General features: G+C 69.7%; 16 protein-coding genes and 1 tRNA gene. 9 read left to right on the top strand and 8 right to left on the bottom strand.

Annotation, left to right across the window (positions count from 1 at the left end):
• Window positions 1-2: 2 nt before the first annotated feature.
• The 3 genes from OM513_RS15070 to OM513_RS15060 are packed head-to-tail and all read right to left on the bottom strand — an operon-like array spanning window position 3 to window position 1,992.
• The gene (locus OM513_RS15070; RefSeq protein ID WP_264945372.1) at window positions 3-602 is read right to left on the bottom strand and encodes a DedA family protein; all 600 of its coding nucleotides are present in this window, start codon (window positions 600-602) and stop codon (window positions 3-5) included.
• 27 nt (window positions 603-629) lie between these two features.
• On the bottom strand, window positions 630-1,589 hold the full coding sequence (gene gshB / locus OM513_RS15065; protein ID WP_264945371.1) for a glutathione synthase: 960 nt from the start codon (window positions 1,587-1,589) through the stop codon (window positions 630-632).
• A gap of 46 nt (window positions 1,590-1,635) precedes the next feature.
• The gene (locus OM513_RS15060; protein ID WP_264945369.1) at window positions 1,636-1,992 is read right to left on the bottom strand and encodes a YraN family protein; all 357 of its coding nucleotides are present in this window, start codon (window positions 1,990-1,992) and stop codon (window positions 1,636-1,638) included.
• Window positions 1,993-2,173: 181 nt separating this feature from the next.
• Here OM513_RS15060 and OM513_RS15055 point away from each other — a divergent pair, with 181 nt between their 5' ends.
• Window positions 2,174-2,407: a hypothetical protein gene (locus OM513_RS15055; protein ID WP_264945368.1), complete on the top strand. Its 234-nt coding sequence runs from the start codon at window positions 2,174-2,176 to the stop codon at window positions 2,405-2,407.
• Between the two features lie 7 nt (window positions 2,408-2,414).
• Here the strand turns inward: OM513_RS15055 and rsmI are convergent, their stop codons facing one another.
• A complete protein-coding gene (gene rsmI, locus OM513_RS15050) occupies window positions 2,415-3,254 on the bottom strand; it encodes a 16S rRNA (cytidine(1402)-2'-O)-methyltransferase (protein WP_264945367.1) in 840 nt (279 codons plus the stop codon).
• 12 nt (window positions 3,255-3,266) lie between these two features.
• Here rsmI and OM513_RS15045 point away from each other — a divergent pair, with 12 nt between their 5' ends.
• Window positions 3,267-4,472, top strand: a complete 1,206-nt coding sequence (locus OM513_RS15045; protein ID WP_264945366.1) for a penicillin-binding protein activator — start codon at window positions 3,267-3,269, stop codon at window positions 4,470-4,472.
• A gap of 48 nt (window positions 4,473-4,520) precedes the next feature.
• Here the strand turns inward: OM513_RS15045 and hemW are convergent, their stop codons facing one another.
• Together hemW and OM513_RS15035 are read right to left on the bottom strand one after the other, a co-directional pair.
• The gene (hemW, locus tag OM513_RS15040; protein ID WP_264945364.1) at window positions 4,521-5,657 is read right to left on the bottom strand and encodes a radical SAM family heme chaperone HemW; all 1,137 of its coding nucleotides are present in this window, start codon (window positions 5,655-5,657) and stop codon (window positions 4,521-4,523) included.
• Between the two features lie 188 nt (window positions 5,658-5,845).
• A tRNA-Gly gene (locus OM513_RS15035) sits at window positions 5,846-5,919 on the bottom strand.
• Window positions 5,920-6,406: 487 nt separating this feature from the next.
• Here OM513_RS15035 and hisS point away from each other — a divergent pair.
• The 6 genes from hisS to OM513_RS15005 all read left to right on the top strand — a co-directional run bounded on the left by hisS (window position 6,407) and on the right by OM513_RS15005 (window position 13,642).
• Complete coding sequence (gene hisS, locus OM513_RS15030; RefSeq protein ID WP_264945363.1) at window positions 6,407-7,651, top strand: histidine--tRNA ligase; 1,245 nt, start codon at window positions 6,407-6,409, stop codon at window positions 7,649-7,651.
• Window positions 7,648-8,721: a peptide chain release factor 1 gene (gene prfA / locus OM513_RS15025; protein WP_264945361.1), complete on the top strand. Its 1,074-nt coding sequence runs from the start codon at window positions 7,648-7,650 to the stop codon at window positions 8,719-8,721. Before hisS ends, prfA begins: the two co-directional genes overlap by 4 nt.
• The gene (prmC, locus tag OM513_RS15020; RefSeq protein WP_264945360.1) at window positions 8,714-9,550 is read left to right on the top strand and encodes a peptide chain release factor N(5)-glutamine methyltransferase; all 837 of its coding nucleotides are present in this window, start codon (window positions 8,714-8,716) and stop codon (window positions 9,548-9,550) included. The genes prfA and prmC overlap by 8 nt, the downstream gene beginning before the upstream one ends.
• A 249-nt stretch (window positions 9,551-9,799) precedes the next feature.
• Window positions 9,800-10,495: a DUF4167 domain-containing protein gene (locus tag OM513_RS15015; RefSeq protein ID WP_264945359.1), complete on the top strand. Its 696-nt coding sequence runs from the start codon at window positions 9,800-9,802 to the stop codon at window positions 10,493-10,495.
• 167 nt (window positions 10,496-10,662) lie between these two features.
• The gene (locus OM513_RS15010; RefSeq protein WP_380916353.1) at window positions 10,663-12,060 is read left to right on the top strand and encodes a DUF4139 domain-containing protein; all 1,398 of its coding nucleotides are present in this window, start codon (window positions 10,663-10,665) and stop codon (window positions 12,058-12,060) included.
• Between the two features lie 7 nt (window positions 12,061-12,067).
• Window positions 12,068-13,642 (top strand): DUF4139 domain-containing protein, encoded by a 1,575-nt coding sequence (locus OM513_RS15005; RefSeq protein WP_264945358.1) that lies wholly within the window; start codon window positions 12,068-12,070, stop codon window positions 13,640-13,642.
• A gap of 149 nt (window positions 13,643-13,791) precedes the next feature.
• Here OM513_RS15005 and OM513_RS15000 read toward each other — a convergent pair whose 3' ends face one another.
• Window positions 13,792-14,091 carry a hypothetical protein gene (locus tag OM513_RS15000; protein ID WP_264945357.1) on the bottom strand — a complete coding sequence of 100 codons (300 nt, stop codon included), beginning with the start codon at window positions 14,089-14,091 and terminating at the stop codon, window positions 13,792-13,794.
• Window positions 14,092-14,156: 65 nt separating this feature from the next.
• On the opposite strand from OM513_RS15000, the gene OM513_RS14995 reads away from it, so the two are divergent.
• A complete protein-coding gene (locus tag OM513_RS14995) occupies window positions 14,157-14,585 on the top strand; it encodes a CBS domain-containing protein (RefSeq protein ID WP_264945356.1) in 429 nt (142 codons plus the stop codon).
• 46 nt (window positions 14,586-14,631) lie between these two features.
• Here OM513_RS14995 and OM513_RS14990 read toward each other — a convergent pair whose 3' ends face one another.
• On the bottom strand, window positions 14,632-16,107 hold the full coding sequence (locus OM513_RS14990; protein WP_264945355.1) for a lipopolysaccharide biosynthesis protein: 1,476 nt from the start codon (window positions 16,105-16,107) through the stop codon (window positions 14,632-14,634).
• Window positions 16,108-16,152: the final 45 nt, after the last annotated feature.

Raw genomic sequence — 16,152 nt, 5'->3', positions numbered from 1 at the left:
CGTCAGGCCCGGTGCCGCGGCCGCCAGGTGAGCAGCCGCCAGACATAGAGCAGCAGCATCGCCGCCGCCCCCGCCAACGCCACCGGCGTCACCCAGCGTTCGACGTCCTGGATCAGCGTGCCGAGCCCCAGCCCAACCCCGGCCAGCATCACGTTCCACACCAGGCTGCCCGCCGTGGTGAACAGCGTGAAGCGCCAGAAGGGCATGTGCATCAGCCCCGCCGGCACTGATATCATCGTGCGCCCCAACGGCAGGAAGCGGAACAGGAACACGGTGAGCCCGCCCCAGCGGTCGAAATAGGCCTTCAGCCGCTCGATATTGTCCCATTCGATCGTCAGCCAGCGCCCCCAGCGGTCCACCGCCGGCTTCAGCCGCCGGTATCCGAGCCGCCGCCCGGCCTCCCACCAGAAGAGGTTGCCGACCACGGTGCCCGCGGTGCCGGCGGCGACCAGCATCGCGAAATCCATCTTGCCGCGCGCCACCGCGATGCCGCCCAGCCCCATGATCACCTCCGAAGGGATCGGAGGGATCACATTCTCGAGCACCATCAGCAGGAAGATGCCCCAATAGCCCCATTCGATCCAATCGAGCCAGTTGACCATCGGGATGCGTCCCTCAGTCCCGCGGGCTCAGGCCGCGCGCGCGGCCAGCCGGGCCTCGATCGCGTCCCAGATGCGTCCGGGCGTATCGGTGCCGTTGAACCGGTCGATCGCCACGATGCCGGTGGGGGAGGTCACGTTGATCTCGGTCAGCCATTCGCCGCCGATAACGTCTATTCCCACGAAAAGGAGCCCGCGGCGCTTCAGCTCGGGTCCCAGCGCAGCACAGATTTCCAGCTCGCGTTCGGTCAGCTCGGTCTGCGCCGCGCTGCCGCCCACGGCCAGGTTGGAGCGGATCTCGCCCTCGCCTGGGATGCGGTTGACCGCGCCCGCCACCTCGCCGTCCACCAGCACGATGCGCTTGTCGCCCTTGGCCACGCCGGGCAGGAACGCCTGAACCATGTGCGGCTCGCGCCAGGCGGTGTTGAACACCTCGATCAGCGACGAAAGGTTGGCGCCGTCGGTCCCCACCTTGAAGATCGCCTTGCCGCCGTTGCCGTGCAGCGGCTTGACGACGATCTCGCCATGTTCGGCCAGGAAGGCGCGCGCCTCCTCCAGGCTGCGCGTCACCAGCGTCGGCGGCATGAAGCGCGCGAAATCCAGCACCCACACCTTCTCGGGCGCGTTGCGCACCGATGCGGGGTCGTTCACCACCAGCGTCTGGTCCGCGATCCGCTCCAGCAAGTGGGTGGCGGTGATATATCCCAGGTCGAACGGCGGGTCCTGACGCATCAGCACCACATCGGCGTCCTTGCCCAGATCCAGGCTCATCGGGCGGCCGAATCGGAAGTGATCGCCCACCACATGCTGCACGGTTACCGGATGCGCGCGGGTCCATACGCGCCCGTCGCGATAGTTCAGGTCCTCCGGCGAATAATGAAACAGCGCATATCCGCGCGACTGGGCCGACAGCATCAGCGCGAAGGTGGAATCCCCCGCGATGTTGATGCTCTCCAGCGGGTCCATCTGAACCGCGACCGTAAGCGACATTCTTCCTCCTGCTCCACGTTCTCGTGGCTGGCTTGGCCCGCCGGGGTCACCCGATCCAGGCGTTCTCGATATGGCGAGGCAGGGTGCCCGGGGCAATGAGGATCACGTCGACGCGGATATCGTCGCCGGGGCCGGCATAGCGCTGCATCAGATACTCCGCGGCGGCGGCCACGCGGCGCAGGCGATGGGCGTCGATGGCGTGATCCAGATCGGCGCCCCGCGCGCGCGTCTTCACCTCGACGAAGGCGATCAGGCTGCCGCGCCGGGCCACCAGGTCCACCTCGCCGGCCGGCGTGCGCACGCGCCGGTCCAGGATGCGCCAGCCCTTCATCCGCAGGAACCATGCGGCCTGCGTCTCGCCATCGCGCCCGCGCGATTCGGCGGCGCGTCTATCCCTGGCCAAATTTGTTCACCATGATCCTGACACGGGTTCCCGCCTGTGGATAAATAGGGTAAATCCTACTGTCCCGAATCGCTTAAGGTCCGGGCTTCTGCAATGCTGCCGGGGGGGAGCATAGGTGGAATCAAACGAAAGCTACTACCGGCGTCGCGCCATTCAGGAACTTGCAGCCGCTCGCCGTGCGGTGACCCCGCACGCGTGGACGCGGCGGCGCGACCTTGCGGCAACCTATCTGCGCCGCCTGGCCGAGATCACCGGAATCGACGAATCGCGCCAGCTCGAAACCGTCGCCGTCTATCGCGGGACGGAGAACGGGTCCGTCCATTGGCGCCCGCCGCCCACGCCGGATACGCCCGCCGGGATACCGATGCCCGGCATCCGCCGGACGATCGCGGGACGAAGCTGGATCCTGGAATAGCGCCGGGTCAGCGCCCGCCGCGCAGTTCCATCGCGCGGGCGTACAGCGCCTTGCGATCGATCCCCAGCCGCTTGGCCACCTCTCCCGCCGCCTTGGCCGGGGGCAGGCGGGTCAGCGCCTCGGCCAGCGCGGCGTCGGCATCCTCCGCGGTCGCGGGTGCGGCCTCGCCGGGCGGGGCGACCACCACCACGATCTCGCCCCTGGGCGGCGCATCGGCATAGCGCGCAGTCAGCGTGGAGAGCGTGCCGGTCACGGTCTCCTCGAACTTCTTGCTGATCTCGCGCGCCACCGCCGCCTCGCGATCGCCCAGTCCATCGGCCAGCGCCGCAAGGCAGGCGGACAGCCGCGGACCCGATTCGTAGAGCACCAGCGTGGCGCGCACCCCGGCCACCTCCGCGATCGCCTGCGCACGCGCGCCGGACTTGGCGGGCAGGAAGCCCAGGAACAGGAACCGGTCGGTCGGCAGCCCCGCCAGCGTCAGCGCCGCGATCGCCGCGCAGGGGCCGGGGATCGTCGTCACCATATGCCCCGCCGCGCGCGCGTCGCGCACCAGCTTGTAGCCCGGATCGGATATCAGCGGCGTTCCGGCGTCGCTCACCAGCGCAACCGATTCGCCGCCCATCCGCGCCACCAGCCCCGGGCGCACGGAATCGGCGTTGTGATCGTGATAGGGGATCATCCGCCCCTTGCCGCCCAGGTGGCGGAACAGCCCGGCGGTAACGCGGCTGTCCTCGACGGCGACTAGATCGGCGTTCAGCAATATCTCCGCCGCGCGCGGGGAAAGGTCGCCGAGATTGCCGATCGGGGTGGCGACGATGTAGAGGCCGGGCGTAAGCGTAGAGTCCATCGGGGAGAGTTCATGGCAGAGGCAGCATCGAAACCGCAACCGGGACTGCGTTCCGCGTTGCGCTGGGCGACCCTGGGCCTGGCCTTTCTGGCGGCGGCCTGCGCGGGCGGCGCGCGTATCGTTCCCGAATCGCGGCCTGCCGCGCCGGTCGCCGTACCGCGTCCGGCACCCGCACCGATCACCAACGCGCTGCCGCAGGACGCGGAGCGCCATCGCGTCGCGTTGCTGGTGCCGCTGTCCGGCCCCAACGCGGCGGTCGGCAAGTCGCTTCAGAACGCGACCCAGCTCGCGATCCTGGATACCAAGAGCGAGACGGTGCGCATCACCACCTATGATACCGCGCTGCCCGGCGGGGCGGCCGCCGCGGCCAGCGCCGCGATCGCGGACGGCGCCCGGCTGATCCTCGGCCCGCTGCTGGCGGAGGAAGCGCGCGAGGTGGCCCCGATCGCCCAACGCGCGCGCGTGCCGGTGCTCAGCTTCTCCAACGATGCCGGGGTGGCGGGCCGGGGCGTGTACACGCTCGGCTATTCGCCCTCGCAGTCGATCGATCGCGTGGTGCGCTATGCCCGTGCATCGGGGATCACCCAGTTCGCCGGTCTGATGCCCGCGGGCCTCTACGGCGATCGCGCCTCCACCGCGTTCCTGCGTTCGGTGGAGGATTCGGGCGGCGTCGTGGTGGGGATGGAGACCTATGACAGCCGCCCGGGATCGATGACCACCGCGATCACCAAGCTGGGCCGCAATCCGTTCCAGGCGGTGCTGATCGCCGGCAGCGGCTCCAGCGCGGTGACGGCCACGCCCATCCTGCGCAAGACGGCCGGCGGCAAGACCGCGCGGCTGCTCGGCACCGAGCTGTGGAACGCCGATTCGGCGATCGGCGCGAACGCGGTGCTCAACGGCGGCTGGTTCGCCAGCGTGCCGAACAAATATTATCGCCAATATGCGACCAAATATCGCGCCCGCTTCGGCGTCGCGCCCTACCGGCTTTCGACGATGGGCTATGACGCGGTGCTGCTGACGGTGCGGATCGCGCGCGAATGGCGGCCGGGCACGCCCTTCCCCGATGGACGGCTGGAGGCGCGCGACGGCTTCTCGGGGCTCGACGGCGCATTCCGCTTCGGCCGTGACGGCGTGGCCGAGCGTGCGCTGGAGGTTCAGGAGATCGGCGCGGGATCGACCGCCACGGTCTCCGCCGCGCCCACTGGCTTCGGCGACTGACGCCGGCGGGGTTGGGGCGCGCACGGGCCGGTGCCCGCGCGCCCCGCCTCAGGCCACGATCTCGCGCAGCACCGCTTCCAGCACGGGCATGCCCGCGGGCGTGACGCGCAGCCGCGTGCCCTCGCGCACCGCCAGCCCCTGCGCCGCGACCCGGGCCAGCGCCTTTGCGTCGACCGGCACCTCGCCCCCGGCCAGCGCGGCGATGCGATCGAGATCGACGCCCTCGTCCAGCCGCAGCCCCATCAGCAGCGCCTCCACGGCGCGTTCGTGCGGGGCCAGCGCGTCCTCGCGCTCGATGCCGTGGCCGTTGCGGTCCACCGCCGCGATCCAGTTCTCGGGCTTGCGGCGGCGGAACGTCGCCATTCCCCCGCGCCGCCCGTGCGCGCCGGGGCCGATCCCGGCATAGTCGCCATAGCGCCAATAGGTCAGGTTGTGGCGGCTCTCCTCGCCGGGCCGGGCGTGGTTGGATATCTCATAGGCGGGCAGCCCGGCCGCCGCCGCGATGGCGCGCGTCGCGTCGAACAGGTCGGCAGCCGCGTCGCCATCGGGCAGCACCAGCTCGCCCTTCGCCGCCAGCGTGGCGAAGCGCGTCCCCGGCTCGATGGTGAGCTGGTACAGCGACAGATGGCCGGTGCCGAAGCCGATCGCCCGGCGCAGTTCCGCCTCCCACGCCGCCAGCGGCTGGCCGGGGCGGGCATAGATCAGGTCGAAGCTGGCCCGCGCGAAGTGGCGCTGGGCGGTCTCCAGCGCGGCCAGCCCCTCGTCCACGCCATGTGCGCGGCCCAGGAACGCCAGCGTCGCGTCGTCGAGGGCCTGGAGCCCCAGCGAGACGCGGTTGACCCCCGCCGCCGCCAGATCGGCGAAGCGTGCCGCCTCGACCGAACTCGGGTTGGCTTCCAGCGTGATCTCGATCCCGGGCGCGAAGCCCCAGTGGCGCCCGGCCGCGTCCAGCACCGCCGCCACCGTCTCCGGCGGCATCAGCGAAGGCGTGCCCCCGCCGAAGAAGATCGACCCCAGCCGCCGCTCCGGCAGCAGCGCCGCCTCATGCGCCAGATCGGCCAGCAGCGCCGCCCGCCACGCCGCCTGGTCCACATCGGCGCGGACGTGGCTGTTGAAGTCGCAATAGGGGCATTTGGAGACGCAGAACGGCCAGTGGACGTACAGCGCGAGCGGTTCGGCGGTCACGGATGCTTCGCTTGTTGCGCAGGCGGGCGGCCAAAAGGCGCGGGTTCGCTGCGGCGGGAAGGGGATGGAGCGGGTAACGGGAATCGAACCATGCGCGTAGCCCTGTTGGGCGGAGCGCCACAAAGGCCCGTAGCCCTGTTGGGCGGAGCGCCACAAAGGAACGCGGGTTCGCTGCGGCGGGAGGGGGATGGAGCGGGTAACGGGAATCGAACCCGTGTATTCAGCTTGGAAGGCTGCTGCACTACCATTGTGCTATACCCGCATTCCCGGCGGAGAGCGCGGGTTAGCCCCGCCGCGCGGCGCAGGCAAGAGATTCGCGACGCAGGGCCGCCTAGGGCGCCGCCGTACCTGACCCGGTGGCGCGGCGGCGCCGCGGCCGGCGGACCGGCCGGGGTGTCGGAGCCAGGCTGGCGCAAGCCGCGCGTTCCCGTCTTCATGCTCCAGGGGTTCGGGGAAAACGGGCGCGCTGCCCTTGCGGGCGTGCGGCTCGTTCCGTGGGCCTCGTGCCTGCGTTCCGCCCCACCAGGCGGTGTGGGGCGCCCTGTTCCGCGCCGCCTTGCGGCGGCCGGCTTCGGGAAGATCGCCTGCCTTCGGCCTTCCGTCTTTGCCTCCCTGGCTCCGACGTCCAAAGGGGTAGGGCCGCGCTCCGGGGCAGATAATCGGTAAGAATACGGAGTCCCCCGGACGGGCGCGAATGAAGCGCAAGCTTCTGGCGCTGCTGCCGTCTCTTGATTAAGGAGCCGCCCCCAATGGCACGTATAGAAACCCCCAAGCGCATCCGGGGCACGCAGGATATCTTCGGCGAGGAGCAGCGGCGGTTCGCCGCGGTTCTCGACGCCTTCGATCGCGTCCGCCGCCTCTATTGCTTCCAGCGCGTCGAGATTCCGATCTTCGAGGCGACCGGCGTCTTCGCCCGTTCGATGGGCGAGACCAGCGATGTCGTGTCGAAGGAGATGTACAGCTTCGAGGACCGCGGCGGCGATTCGATCACGCTAAGGCCCGAGTTCACAGCGGGAATCTGCCGCGCCTTCATCACCGAGGGCTGGCAGCAGCACGCGCCGATGAAGCTCGCGGCGGCGGGGCCGGTATTCCGCTACGAACGCCCGCAGAAGGGCCGTTTCCGCCAGTTCCACCAGATCGACGCGGAGATCATCGGCGCGGCCGAACCCGCCGCCGACGTGGAGCTGCTGGTGCTGGCCGACCAGCTTCTGCACGAACTGGGCATCGCCGACGGCGTGACGCTCCAGCTCAACACGCTGGGCGACGCGGCGACGCGCGACGGCTGGCGCGCGGCGCTGATCCGCCATTTTGAGCAGTATCGCGGCGAGCTCTCCGAAGACAGCATCGCGCGGCTCGACAAGAACCCGCTGCGCATCCTGGACAGCAAGGACCCGCGCGACCGGCCTGTCGCCGACAGCGCACCCGGCATCGACGAGTTCATGACCGCGGAGGCGGGAGCCTTCTTCGAAGCGGTGACGCGCGGGCTGGACGCGGCGGGGGTCAGTTGGACGCGCAACGCGCGGCTGGTGCGCGGGCTCGATTACTATCGCCACACTGCGTTCGAGTTCGTCACCGACCGGCTGGGCGCGCAGGGCACGGTGCTGGCGGGCGGGCGCTATGACGGGCTGATCGGATCGCTGGGCGGGCCGGAGACGCCGGGCGTGGGCTGGGCAGCCGGCGTCGAGCGGCTGGCGATGCTGATCGCCGAACCGGCGGCGGAGAACCCCGATGTCATCATCGCGGTGGAGGACGATCTTGCCCTGGCGGATGCCCAGCGGACGCTGAAGCTGCTCCGCGGCGAGGGTCTGTCCGCCGACATGATCGCCACCGGATCGCCCCGCAAGCGCTTCGACAAGGCGGCCAAGGTTCCGGCCAAGGTGCTGGTCGGGCTGCGCTGGCAGGACGGGCGGGCCGTGGCGAACATCCGTTCGGCCGCGGATTCGGACGAACTCGGAAAGGTCCGGCGGCTCCTGGCGGAGATCGCCGCCGCATGACCTCCATCCCCGCCAACCGCATCGCCGCGATCGAGGCGCGGCGCGACGAGCTCCAGTCGCTGATGGCGACCGGCGATCTTTCGGGCGACCGCTTTGCGCACGTCTCGAAGGAATATGCCGAGCTGGAGCCGGTCGCGGCGGTGGCGGGGGAGGTGCGCCGCCTGCGCGCGGAGGCCGAATCGCTCCAGCACATGACGCATGACGCCGACGAGGAACTGCGCGCCATGGCGTCTGAGGAGCTGCACGAGAACGCCGTCGCGCTGGCGGCGGCGGAGCGGCGGCTGGCGCTGGCGCTGCTGCCCCGCGACGCCGCCGACGAGCATTCGGCGATCCTGGAGATCCGCGCGGGCGTGGGCGGAGACGAGGCAGGGCTGTTCGCGGGCGACCTGCTGCGCATGTACCAGCGCTATGCCGATCATCGCGGCTGGCGCACCGAGCTGATGTCCGCCTCCGCGTCAGAGGCGGGAGGTTTCAAGGAAGTCGTGCTCTCGGTCGAGGGCAAGGGCGTGTTCGCGCGGCTGAAGTTCGAGAGCGGGGTCCACCGCGTCCAGCGCGTGCCGGTGACCGAGGCGGGCGGGCGCATCCATACCAGCGCAGCCACCGTCGCCGTGCTGCCCGAGGCCGAGGAGGCCGACGTGCATATCGACGACAGGGACCTGCGCATCGACATCTACCGCTCGTCCGGCCCCGGCGGCCAATCGGTGAACACCACCGACAGCGCGGTGCGCATCGTCCACATCCCCACCGGGCTGGTGGTGATCCAGCAGGACGAGAAGTCGCAGCACAAGAACAAGGCCAAGGCGCTGAAGGTGCTGCGCGCGCGCCTCTATGAGATGGAGCGCGAGCGGCTGCACGCCGAACGGGCGGGCGCGCGCAAGTCGATGGTCGGCTCCGGCGACCGTTCGGAGCGCATCCGCACCTACAACTTCCCGCAGGGCCGGGTCACCGATCACCGCATCAACCTGACCCTCCACCGCCTGCCCGAGATATTGGAGGGCGAGATGGACGATCTGCTCGGCGCGCTGATCGCGCAGGACGAGGCCGACCGGCTGGCGTCGCTGGATGGCTGATACGCCCGCCGTGCGCGCGGCGCTGGCCGCGGCGGCGCAGCGGCTTGGGCCCGTGTCCGGCACCCCCCGGCTCGATGCCGAATTGCTGATGGCCCATGCGCTGGACGTATCGCGCGAGGAATTGCTGCTGCGCCACCTGGACGCGCCGGAGCCCGAGGGGTTCGCGGCGCTGATCGCGCGGCGGCTGGCGCATGAGCCGGTCGCCTATATCACCGGCACGCGCGACTTCTGGACCATCTCGCTCCAGGTCGGCCCTGGCGCGCTGGTGCCGCGGCCGGACAGCGAGACGCTGATCGAGGCGGCGGTGGCGCATTTCGCCGGCCGCCCGCCGCGCCGCATCCTGGACCTGGGCACCGGCCCCGGCACGCTATTGCTGGCCGCGCTGACCGAGTGGCCCGAGGCGCATGGACTGGGGATCGACTCGTTCGAGAAGGCGCTGGAGTATGCCGAGTGGAATGCCGGGGCGCTTGGCCTGGAGGAACGGGCGCGCTTCAAACTGGGCGACTGGGCGACGGGGACGGAGGGCCGGTTCGATCTGATCCTGGCCAACCCGCCCTATATCGGGACAGGCGAGGAGCTGCCCCCCGACGTGCGGCTGTACGAGCCCGGTGCCGCGCTGTTCGCGGGCGAGGACGGGCTGGCCGACTATCGCCGTATCATACCCGATCTGCCGCGGCTGCTGGCGCCCGGCGGGATCGCGCTGCTGGAAATCGGCGCGACCCAGGCCGAGGCGGTATCGGCGATGATCGCGGCGGCGGGGCTGGCGCCTTCGGTGCGGCGCGATCTTCAGGGGTTGTCCCGAGTGGTCGCGGCGGTTGAATCCCCTTAGGGCCGCGCCCATATTTGCGCTTGGAGATTGGTCCACCAGCGGCTAAGAGGGCCACGGGGTAGGGCACTTTCAACCACGCTGTTGAAACGAGGGCGCTGCCCATTCCATTGTCATGTGAGCCGCTGCAGTCCGGCGGCCGTGGCGGGCAAGGGATGCCGGGTGCGGCAGACCCTTGCGGACGGTAACTCGCATCCGGGACCCTGAATGGCTCGACGGACGGCTTAGTAAAGACAGGACACACAGACCTTGATGAACAATCGTCAGGCAAACGGTCGCCGTCGCGGCCGTGGCGGCCAGCAGCGCCAGGGCGGCGGCTCCGGCCAGGGTAACGGGAATCGCATCGACAACCGCGCCCGCGGCAATGCCGCCCAGCTTCTCGAGAAGTACAAGAATCTCGCCCGCGACGCGCAGATGCAGGGCGACCGGGTGAACACCGAATATTATCTGCAGTTCGCCGACCATTATTTCCGGGTGCTGAGCGAGAGCCGCTCGCGCTTCGAGGACAATCAGCAGCAGCAGCGCCGCCACCGCGACGACCGCGATGAGGATGACGGCGACGATTTCGACGTCGAGGCCGAGGGCCGCGACGATCGCGAGCCCGTCGAGGCTTCCGAGGAGCGGTACGAGGAGCGCCGCCCGCGCCGCAACAACGGTAACAGCAACAACAGCAATGGCAATGGCCATGCCAACGGCGGCTGGCAGGCCGATGCCGAGGACGAGGGCGCCGAGCCCGCGCCGCGCCTTGAGCGCCAGGAACGCCAGGAGCGTCAGCCGCGCCGTGGCCGCCCGCGCCGCGAGGAGGCAGCCGCTTCCGGTGAGGGCGCGATCGACGTCGCCGTGCTGCCCCCGGCCATCGCCGCCGAGGAAGCTCCGGCCGCCGAGGAGGGCGAGGCCAAGCCGCGCCGCCGCGGCCGCCCGCGCCGCGACGCCGAGGCGACGGCCTGAAGCCGGACCAGACTGAAGACCAGGGAAAGGGGCGGAGCGATCCGCCCCTTTTTCATGCGCGCGGGGGGCCGCGGGCGCGGGAGGATATTCGCTCGGCCCGTCGAATATCGACTAGCCCTTCCGCGCCGGGCTGCTAGCATCGGCGCCGGATATCGAGCTGGGAGAGCATGATGCGCTGGTTGGCTTATCTGGCGGCGGCCGCCGCCCCGGTCATGGTTCCGGCCGTGGCTCAGGCCCAGCAGGCGATACCGGCCCCGGACGCGAGCGCGCAGGGCGACGTCGCCGTCACCATCTATCAGAACGGCCAGTCGCTGGTGCAGGACGTGCGCCAGCTCGATCTGGCGCCGGGCCGCACGCGGCAGGAATTCCCCGACGTCTCCGCGCAGATCCGATCGGAGACGGTGACGCTTTCCGGCCCGGGCATCGGCATCGTCGAGCAGAATTTCGATTACGACCTGCTGTCGCCCGACAAGCTGATGGAAAAGGCGGTGGGATCGGTGGTGACGCTGGTGCGCACCAACCCCGCGACCGGAGCCGAGACGCGCGAGCAGGCGCGGGTGCTGGCGGCCAACGGCGGCATCGTGCTCCAGATCGGCAACCGGATCGAGGTGCTGCGTGACGACGGGCTGCCGGTGCGCGTGATCTTCGACAAGGTGCCCGAGAATCTGCGCGCGCGCCCGACGCTGTCGGTGACGCTGCAGGTGGCGCGCGCCGGCCGCGTGCCCGCGACGCTATCCTACCTGACGCCCGGGCTGGGCTGGACCAGCGACTATGTGATGCTGTTCGACGAGGCGAAGGGCGCCATCGACATGCAGGGCTGGGTGACGCTGACCAACAATACCGGCACCACCTATCGCAATGCAGAGGTGCTGCTGGTGGCGGGCAACCCGCGCGGCGGCGGCTTTTCGCGGCTGCAGGGATCGACGATCGACGAGGCGGGAACCGAGACCAGCCCGCGCGAACGGCTGGGCGATTTCTACCTCTATCCGCTGGGCGAGCGCACCACGATCGCCAACGCCCAGCAGAAGCAGGTCAGCTTCCTGGATGTGAAGGGTTCGCCCGCGCGCAAGACTTATGAATGGGTCAACGGCTGGCTGGGCACCAACCCGGACCCGCGCAGCGCGTCTTCGGTGCTGAAATTCTCCACCTCCAGGAACGGCGGGCTGGGCGACCAGCTCCCCGCCGGCACGATCCGCGTCTATATGCGCGATGCGCGGGGCGATCCGCAGTTCATCGGCGAAAGCCGCGTCGACGCCGCGCCGATGGGATCGCAGATGTCGATCCGCACCGGCGATGCCTTTGACGTGAAGGGCACCTCCACCGTGGTGGAGCGCAAGCGCATCTCCTCCAGCCGCTGGCGCACGACGATGCGCTACGACTTCACCAACGCCAAGGCGGAAGGGGTGACGGTGGACTTGGCGCAGAACGGGCTGTGGGGCGATGTCCGCGTGCTGGAGCAGAGCATCACGGGCGACCGCGTTTCGGCCGAGCGCATGGAATGGAAGGTGCCGGTGCCCGCCAACGGCAAGGCATCTGTCACCGTGGTGTTCGATTCGCGCTACTGATCCGGCGATGCGGCGGATCGCGATCCTGATCGGGCTGATGGCGGCGGCGGTGCTTGCGCCGCAGGCTCAGGCGCAGCCGCTGGTCGAATCGGATCGAATCGATGCGGTGTCGGTCACCGTCTATCGCGATCCGGGCCGCGGCGAGGGGGCGATCGATGACGATTGGCCCGGCGGCTATGCGCTGATCACCGAGACGCGGACGATCACCATCCCGGCAGGACGATCGGTGATCCGCTTCGTCGGCGTTTCGCAGGGGATGATGCCGGAGACGGCGATCGTCACCGGGCTGCCCCAGGGCGTGAACGAGAAGAACCGCGATGCACGGCTCCTTTCCCCGGCGGCGCTGATCGACGCCTATCTGAAGCGCCGCGTGACCATCCGCCGCACCAGCCGCGCGACCGGCAAGGTGACCGAGGGCGAGGCGGTGATCCAGTCCGGGCCGGGCGGGGGCGTTCTGTTTTCCACCGCGGACGGGGTGGAGGCGTTGCGCTGCTCCGGCCTGCCCGAGGGCATCTCCTATTCCGGGGTTCCCGGCGATCTTTCGGCCAAGCCGACCCTTTCGGTGGTGACCGACAGCGCGGCGTCCGTAACGGTGACGGTCCAGCTTTCCTATCTGGCCCAGGGGCTGGACTGGCAGGCCAATTATGTGGCGGAGGTGGCGGAGGACGGGAAGTCGATGTCGCTGTTCGCCTGGCTGACGATCGTCAACGGCGGCAGCCAGGGCTTCGCCAACGCCGGGACCAATGCGGTGGCGGGTGCGCCGAACAAGGAGGATTCCGCGCCGCTGCCGAACGGACCGGCGCCGGAGCTGCACCTGCAATGCTGGCCGATGGACATCACCAGCACTCACCCGAGCTGGGGCATGCCGGTGCCACCTGCGCCTCCCCCCGCGCCGATGATGATGGCCCCGGCCGGCGACGAGATCATCGTGACGGGCAGCCGGCGGGAGGCCGCCATGTTCGACGTGGCGAGCCCGGTGGCCGTCGTCGTCGCGGAGCAGGAGGAACTGGGCGACCTGAAGCTCTATCGCATCCCGGAGCCGGTGACCGTTGCGGCGCAGGGGCGCAAGCAGGTCGCGATGATCGATCGCGGCAATGTGCGCTTCGAGCGCGTCTATGCCGCCGAGTTCGATGCGGTGGATTACGATCCCGATTACGCGCCGGGCAGCGAGCCAGCCACGCGGATGCTGCGGACCGAGAATCGCGAGGCGAAGGGGCTGGGCGTGCCGCTGCCCGCCGGGCAGGTCGCGGTGTTCGAGCGGACGGCCTCGCACGGATCGCTGCTGCTCGCCGAGGCGGATCTGCGCGACCTGGCGATCGGCGAAGAGGTGGAGCTGGACACCGGCGAATCGCCCGAGGTGCGGTACGAGCTGATCGCGCGGCCCCCGGGCAAGCGGCGCGCGCCCTATCGCGTGCGCGTGACCAACGCGCGCGGCACGCCCGAGACATTCGAGTTCGCGATCCCCTATCGGCTGGCGGGCAAGCCCGCGGGCATCGTCGAGCGCAAGGGCGTGAAGACGTGGCGCGTCACCGTTCCGGCCAATGGCGAGGCGGTGCTGGATTTCGCGATCCTCCTGCGCTGAGCGGCGGGGCGGTGCATCCACGATCGGCCGTTCGCCCTGAGCCTTTCGAAGGGCTGCCATCCAGGGCGTATCGCAAGCGGTTAGGTGCCCTTCGGCAGGCTCAGCGCGAACGGGTATAGACGCCGCTTCTACTTTGCGGCGGCACCCTCCTAATCCAGATCGATCTCGCCTTTCAGCGGATCTTCCACCTGCTCGTCATGGCCGGTGCCGGAGCTGAGGAACACCAGCCCCATCAGCGCGGCGGCCATCATCACCGTGAAAAAGGTGCCCGCCGCGGTGGCGATCGAGGCGCTCCAGTAAAACTCGCCCAGCGACTGGCCGACCAGCCATACCGCCAGCGCCGACACCAGCACGGCGACAAGCGCCATCCACTTCAGGATCGCGCGGAAGCGGCCCCAGGCGTGAGCTGCGTGTTCCGGATCGGCAAGGCCGGTAGAGAGCTGGTCCATGGCTTTGCAATTGCGCCCGAATCGTGGGAGACTCAACCGCCTGAACGGATTGAGGAGAGGAAGCGATGACAATCGCGGCAATCCTGGAAGGCAAGGGTCAGGAGGTGATCGCCATCGCCGGGGACCGGACGGTGGCGGAGGCGGCGGCGTTGCTCGCCGCGCGGCGGATCGGCGCGGTGCCGGTGCTGGTGGGCGATGCCGTTGCGGGCATCTTTTCCGAACGTGACGTGATCTATGGGCTGGCGCGCGAAGGCGTGGCGGCGATGGAGCGGCGCGTGTCGGAGGTGATGACCGCGCCGGCGGTTACCGTGAAGCCATCCGAATCGGTGCTCGGCGCGCTGGCGCTGATGACGCGGCGGCGCATCCGTCACCTGCCGGTGGTCGAGCGCGGGCGGTGCATCGGCTTCGTTTCGATCGGCGATCTGGTGAAGCACCGGATCGACAGGATCGAGTCGGAGGCCGAGGCGATGCGGCTGTATATCCAGACGGCCTGAGCGCTTCCGCATTGGCTCGGGCGGTTCTGCCGGCTTGAGCCAGCGTCTATCCGGGCTGGGCGCCGCGGTTGCGCACCAGATCGATCAGCTCGTCCACCGTCTCGCGCGCGAAGATGGCTAGCCAGGCGCCATAGACCGCGGCGCCGGTGCCGACCAGGAACAGCAGGCGGCCCGCGGGCGGCAGCGGGATCAGCCAGGTGTCGACGATCGACACCACCAGCGCCATCGCGATCGCCGCCAGCACCGGCTGGGAAATCGCGGACGCCAGTTCGCGCGCGCTGACGCCGAGCACGGGCAGCGTGCGGATCGCGCTGGCGGCCAGGAACAGCGGGTAGGCGACGAACCAAGCCGCCACCATGCCGCCGATGCCCCATTGCACCCCGATCAGAAAACCGATGGGCAGCAGCACCGCGCCGGTGGCGCCGTTGCGCGCGCTGATCGCCGGCTTGCCCATCGCGTCGCTCGCGGGGGCGAACAGCGCCTGCAGTGTCATCATCGGCATCGCCAGCGCCAGCCAGTGGACGATCGGCGCCGCCTCCATCCATTTCGGCCCCAGCACCACCGCGACCAGCGGCTCGGCCGTGGCGGCCAGGCCCAGGTAGAAGGGCATTGCCGCGACCATGATCACGCGCGCCGCCTTCACGAACGCCGCCGCCACCGCGTCGCGATCATGCTGGATGCGGGCATAGGCGGAGAAGGCGACCTCGTTCAGCGGCGGCACGAACTTCGACACGAAGATCTGCGTGAGGAACAGGCTGGTGGTGTAGATGCCCAGCGTGTGCGGATCGAACAGGCGACCGGCGATGAACACATCGGCCTGGCTCTGCAGGAACCAGAAGACCTGGCCCGCCGCCATCATTCCGCCGAATCGCGCGATGTCGCCGGCGCCGCGGAAATCGAAGCTGGGCCACATCCAGCTCCGCGCAGCCATCGTCATGCCGATCGCACGGGTGAAGAACAGCGCGATCGGCGCGAGCACCAGCGTCCACACGCCCAGCCCCGCCATCGCCCCGGCCAGCGCGGTGACCGCCCCGGCCAGCGCCGATACCAGGTTCACCTTGGCCTGGTGGCGGAAATCCATCGACCGGCTGAGCAGCGCCTGGGGCAGGGCGATGAACGGGGTGGCGAGATACAGCAGCGCCTGAACGCGCAGCAGATCCGCCACCATCGGCTGGCGGTAATAGGCGGCGGCGAAGGGGGCGGTGGCGAACTGGGTCGCCGCCAGCGCGACGTTGAGCAGGATCAGCATGCCGAAGAGCTGGCGCTGCGCATGGCGCCCCGCGTCCTCGCGCCGCACGAGCGCGCTCGCGAGTCCATAGCCGTTGATCATGTTGAGCAGCACCAGGACCACCTGGGTCATGGCGAACAGCCCGTAATCGCTGGGGCTCAGGATTCGAATCACCAGGAATGTGGAGGCCCAGGTGACGATCTGGCCGAGAATCTGGGTACCCGAACGCCATATCACCGCGCTGCGCACCTGCTCGCGCAGCGATTCCGGGGGGCGATTCGAGGGGGAAGCCATGGATTCGGTCACGCGCCCATGTGCCCCCCGGGCGCTTTCAATCGC

This window comes from Sphingomonas canadensis (assembly GCF_026013525.1).
Classification (GTDB): Bacteria; Pseudomonadota; Alphaproteobacteria; order Sphingomonadales; family Sphingomonadaceae; genus Sphingomonas; species Sphingomonas canadensis.
This window is presented reverse-complemented; position numbering and strand designations above follow the sequence as displayed.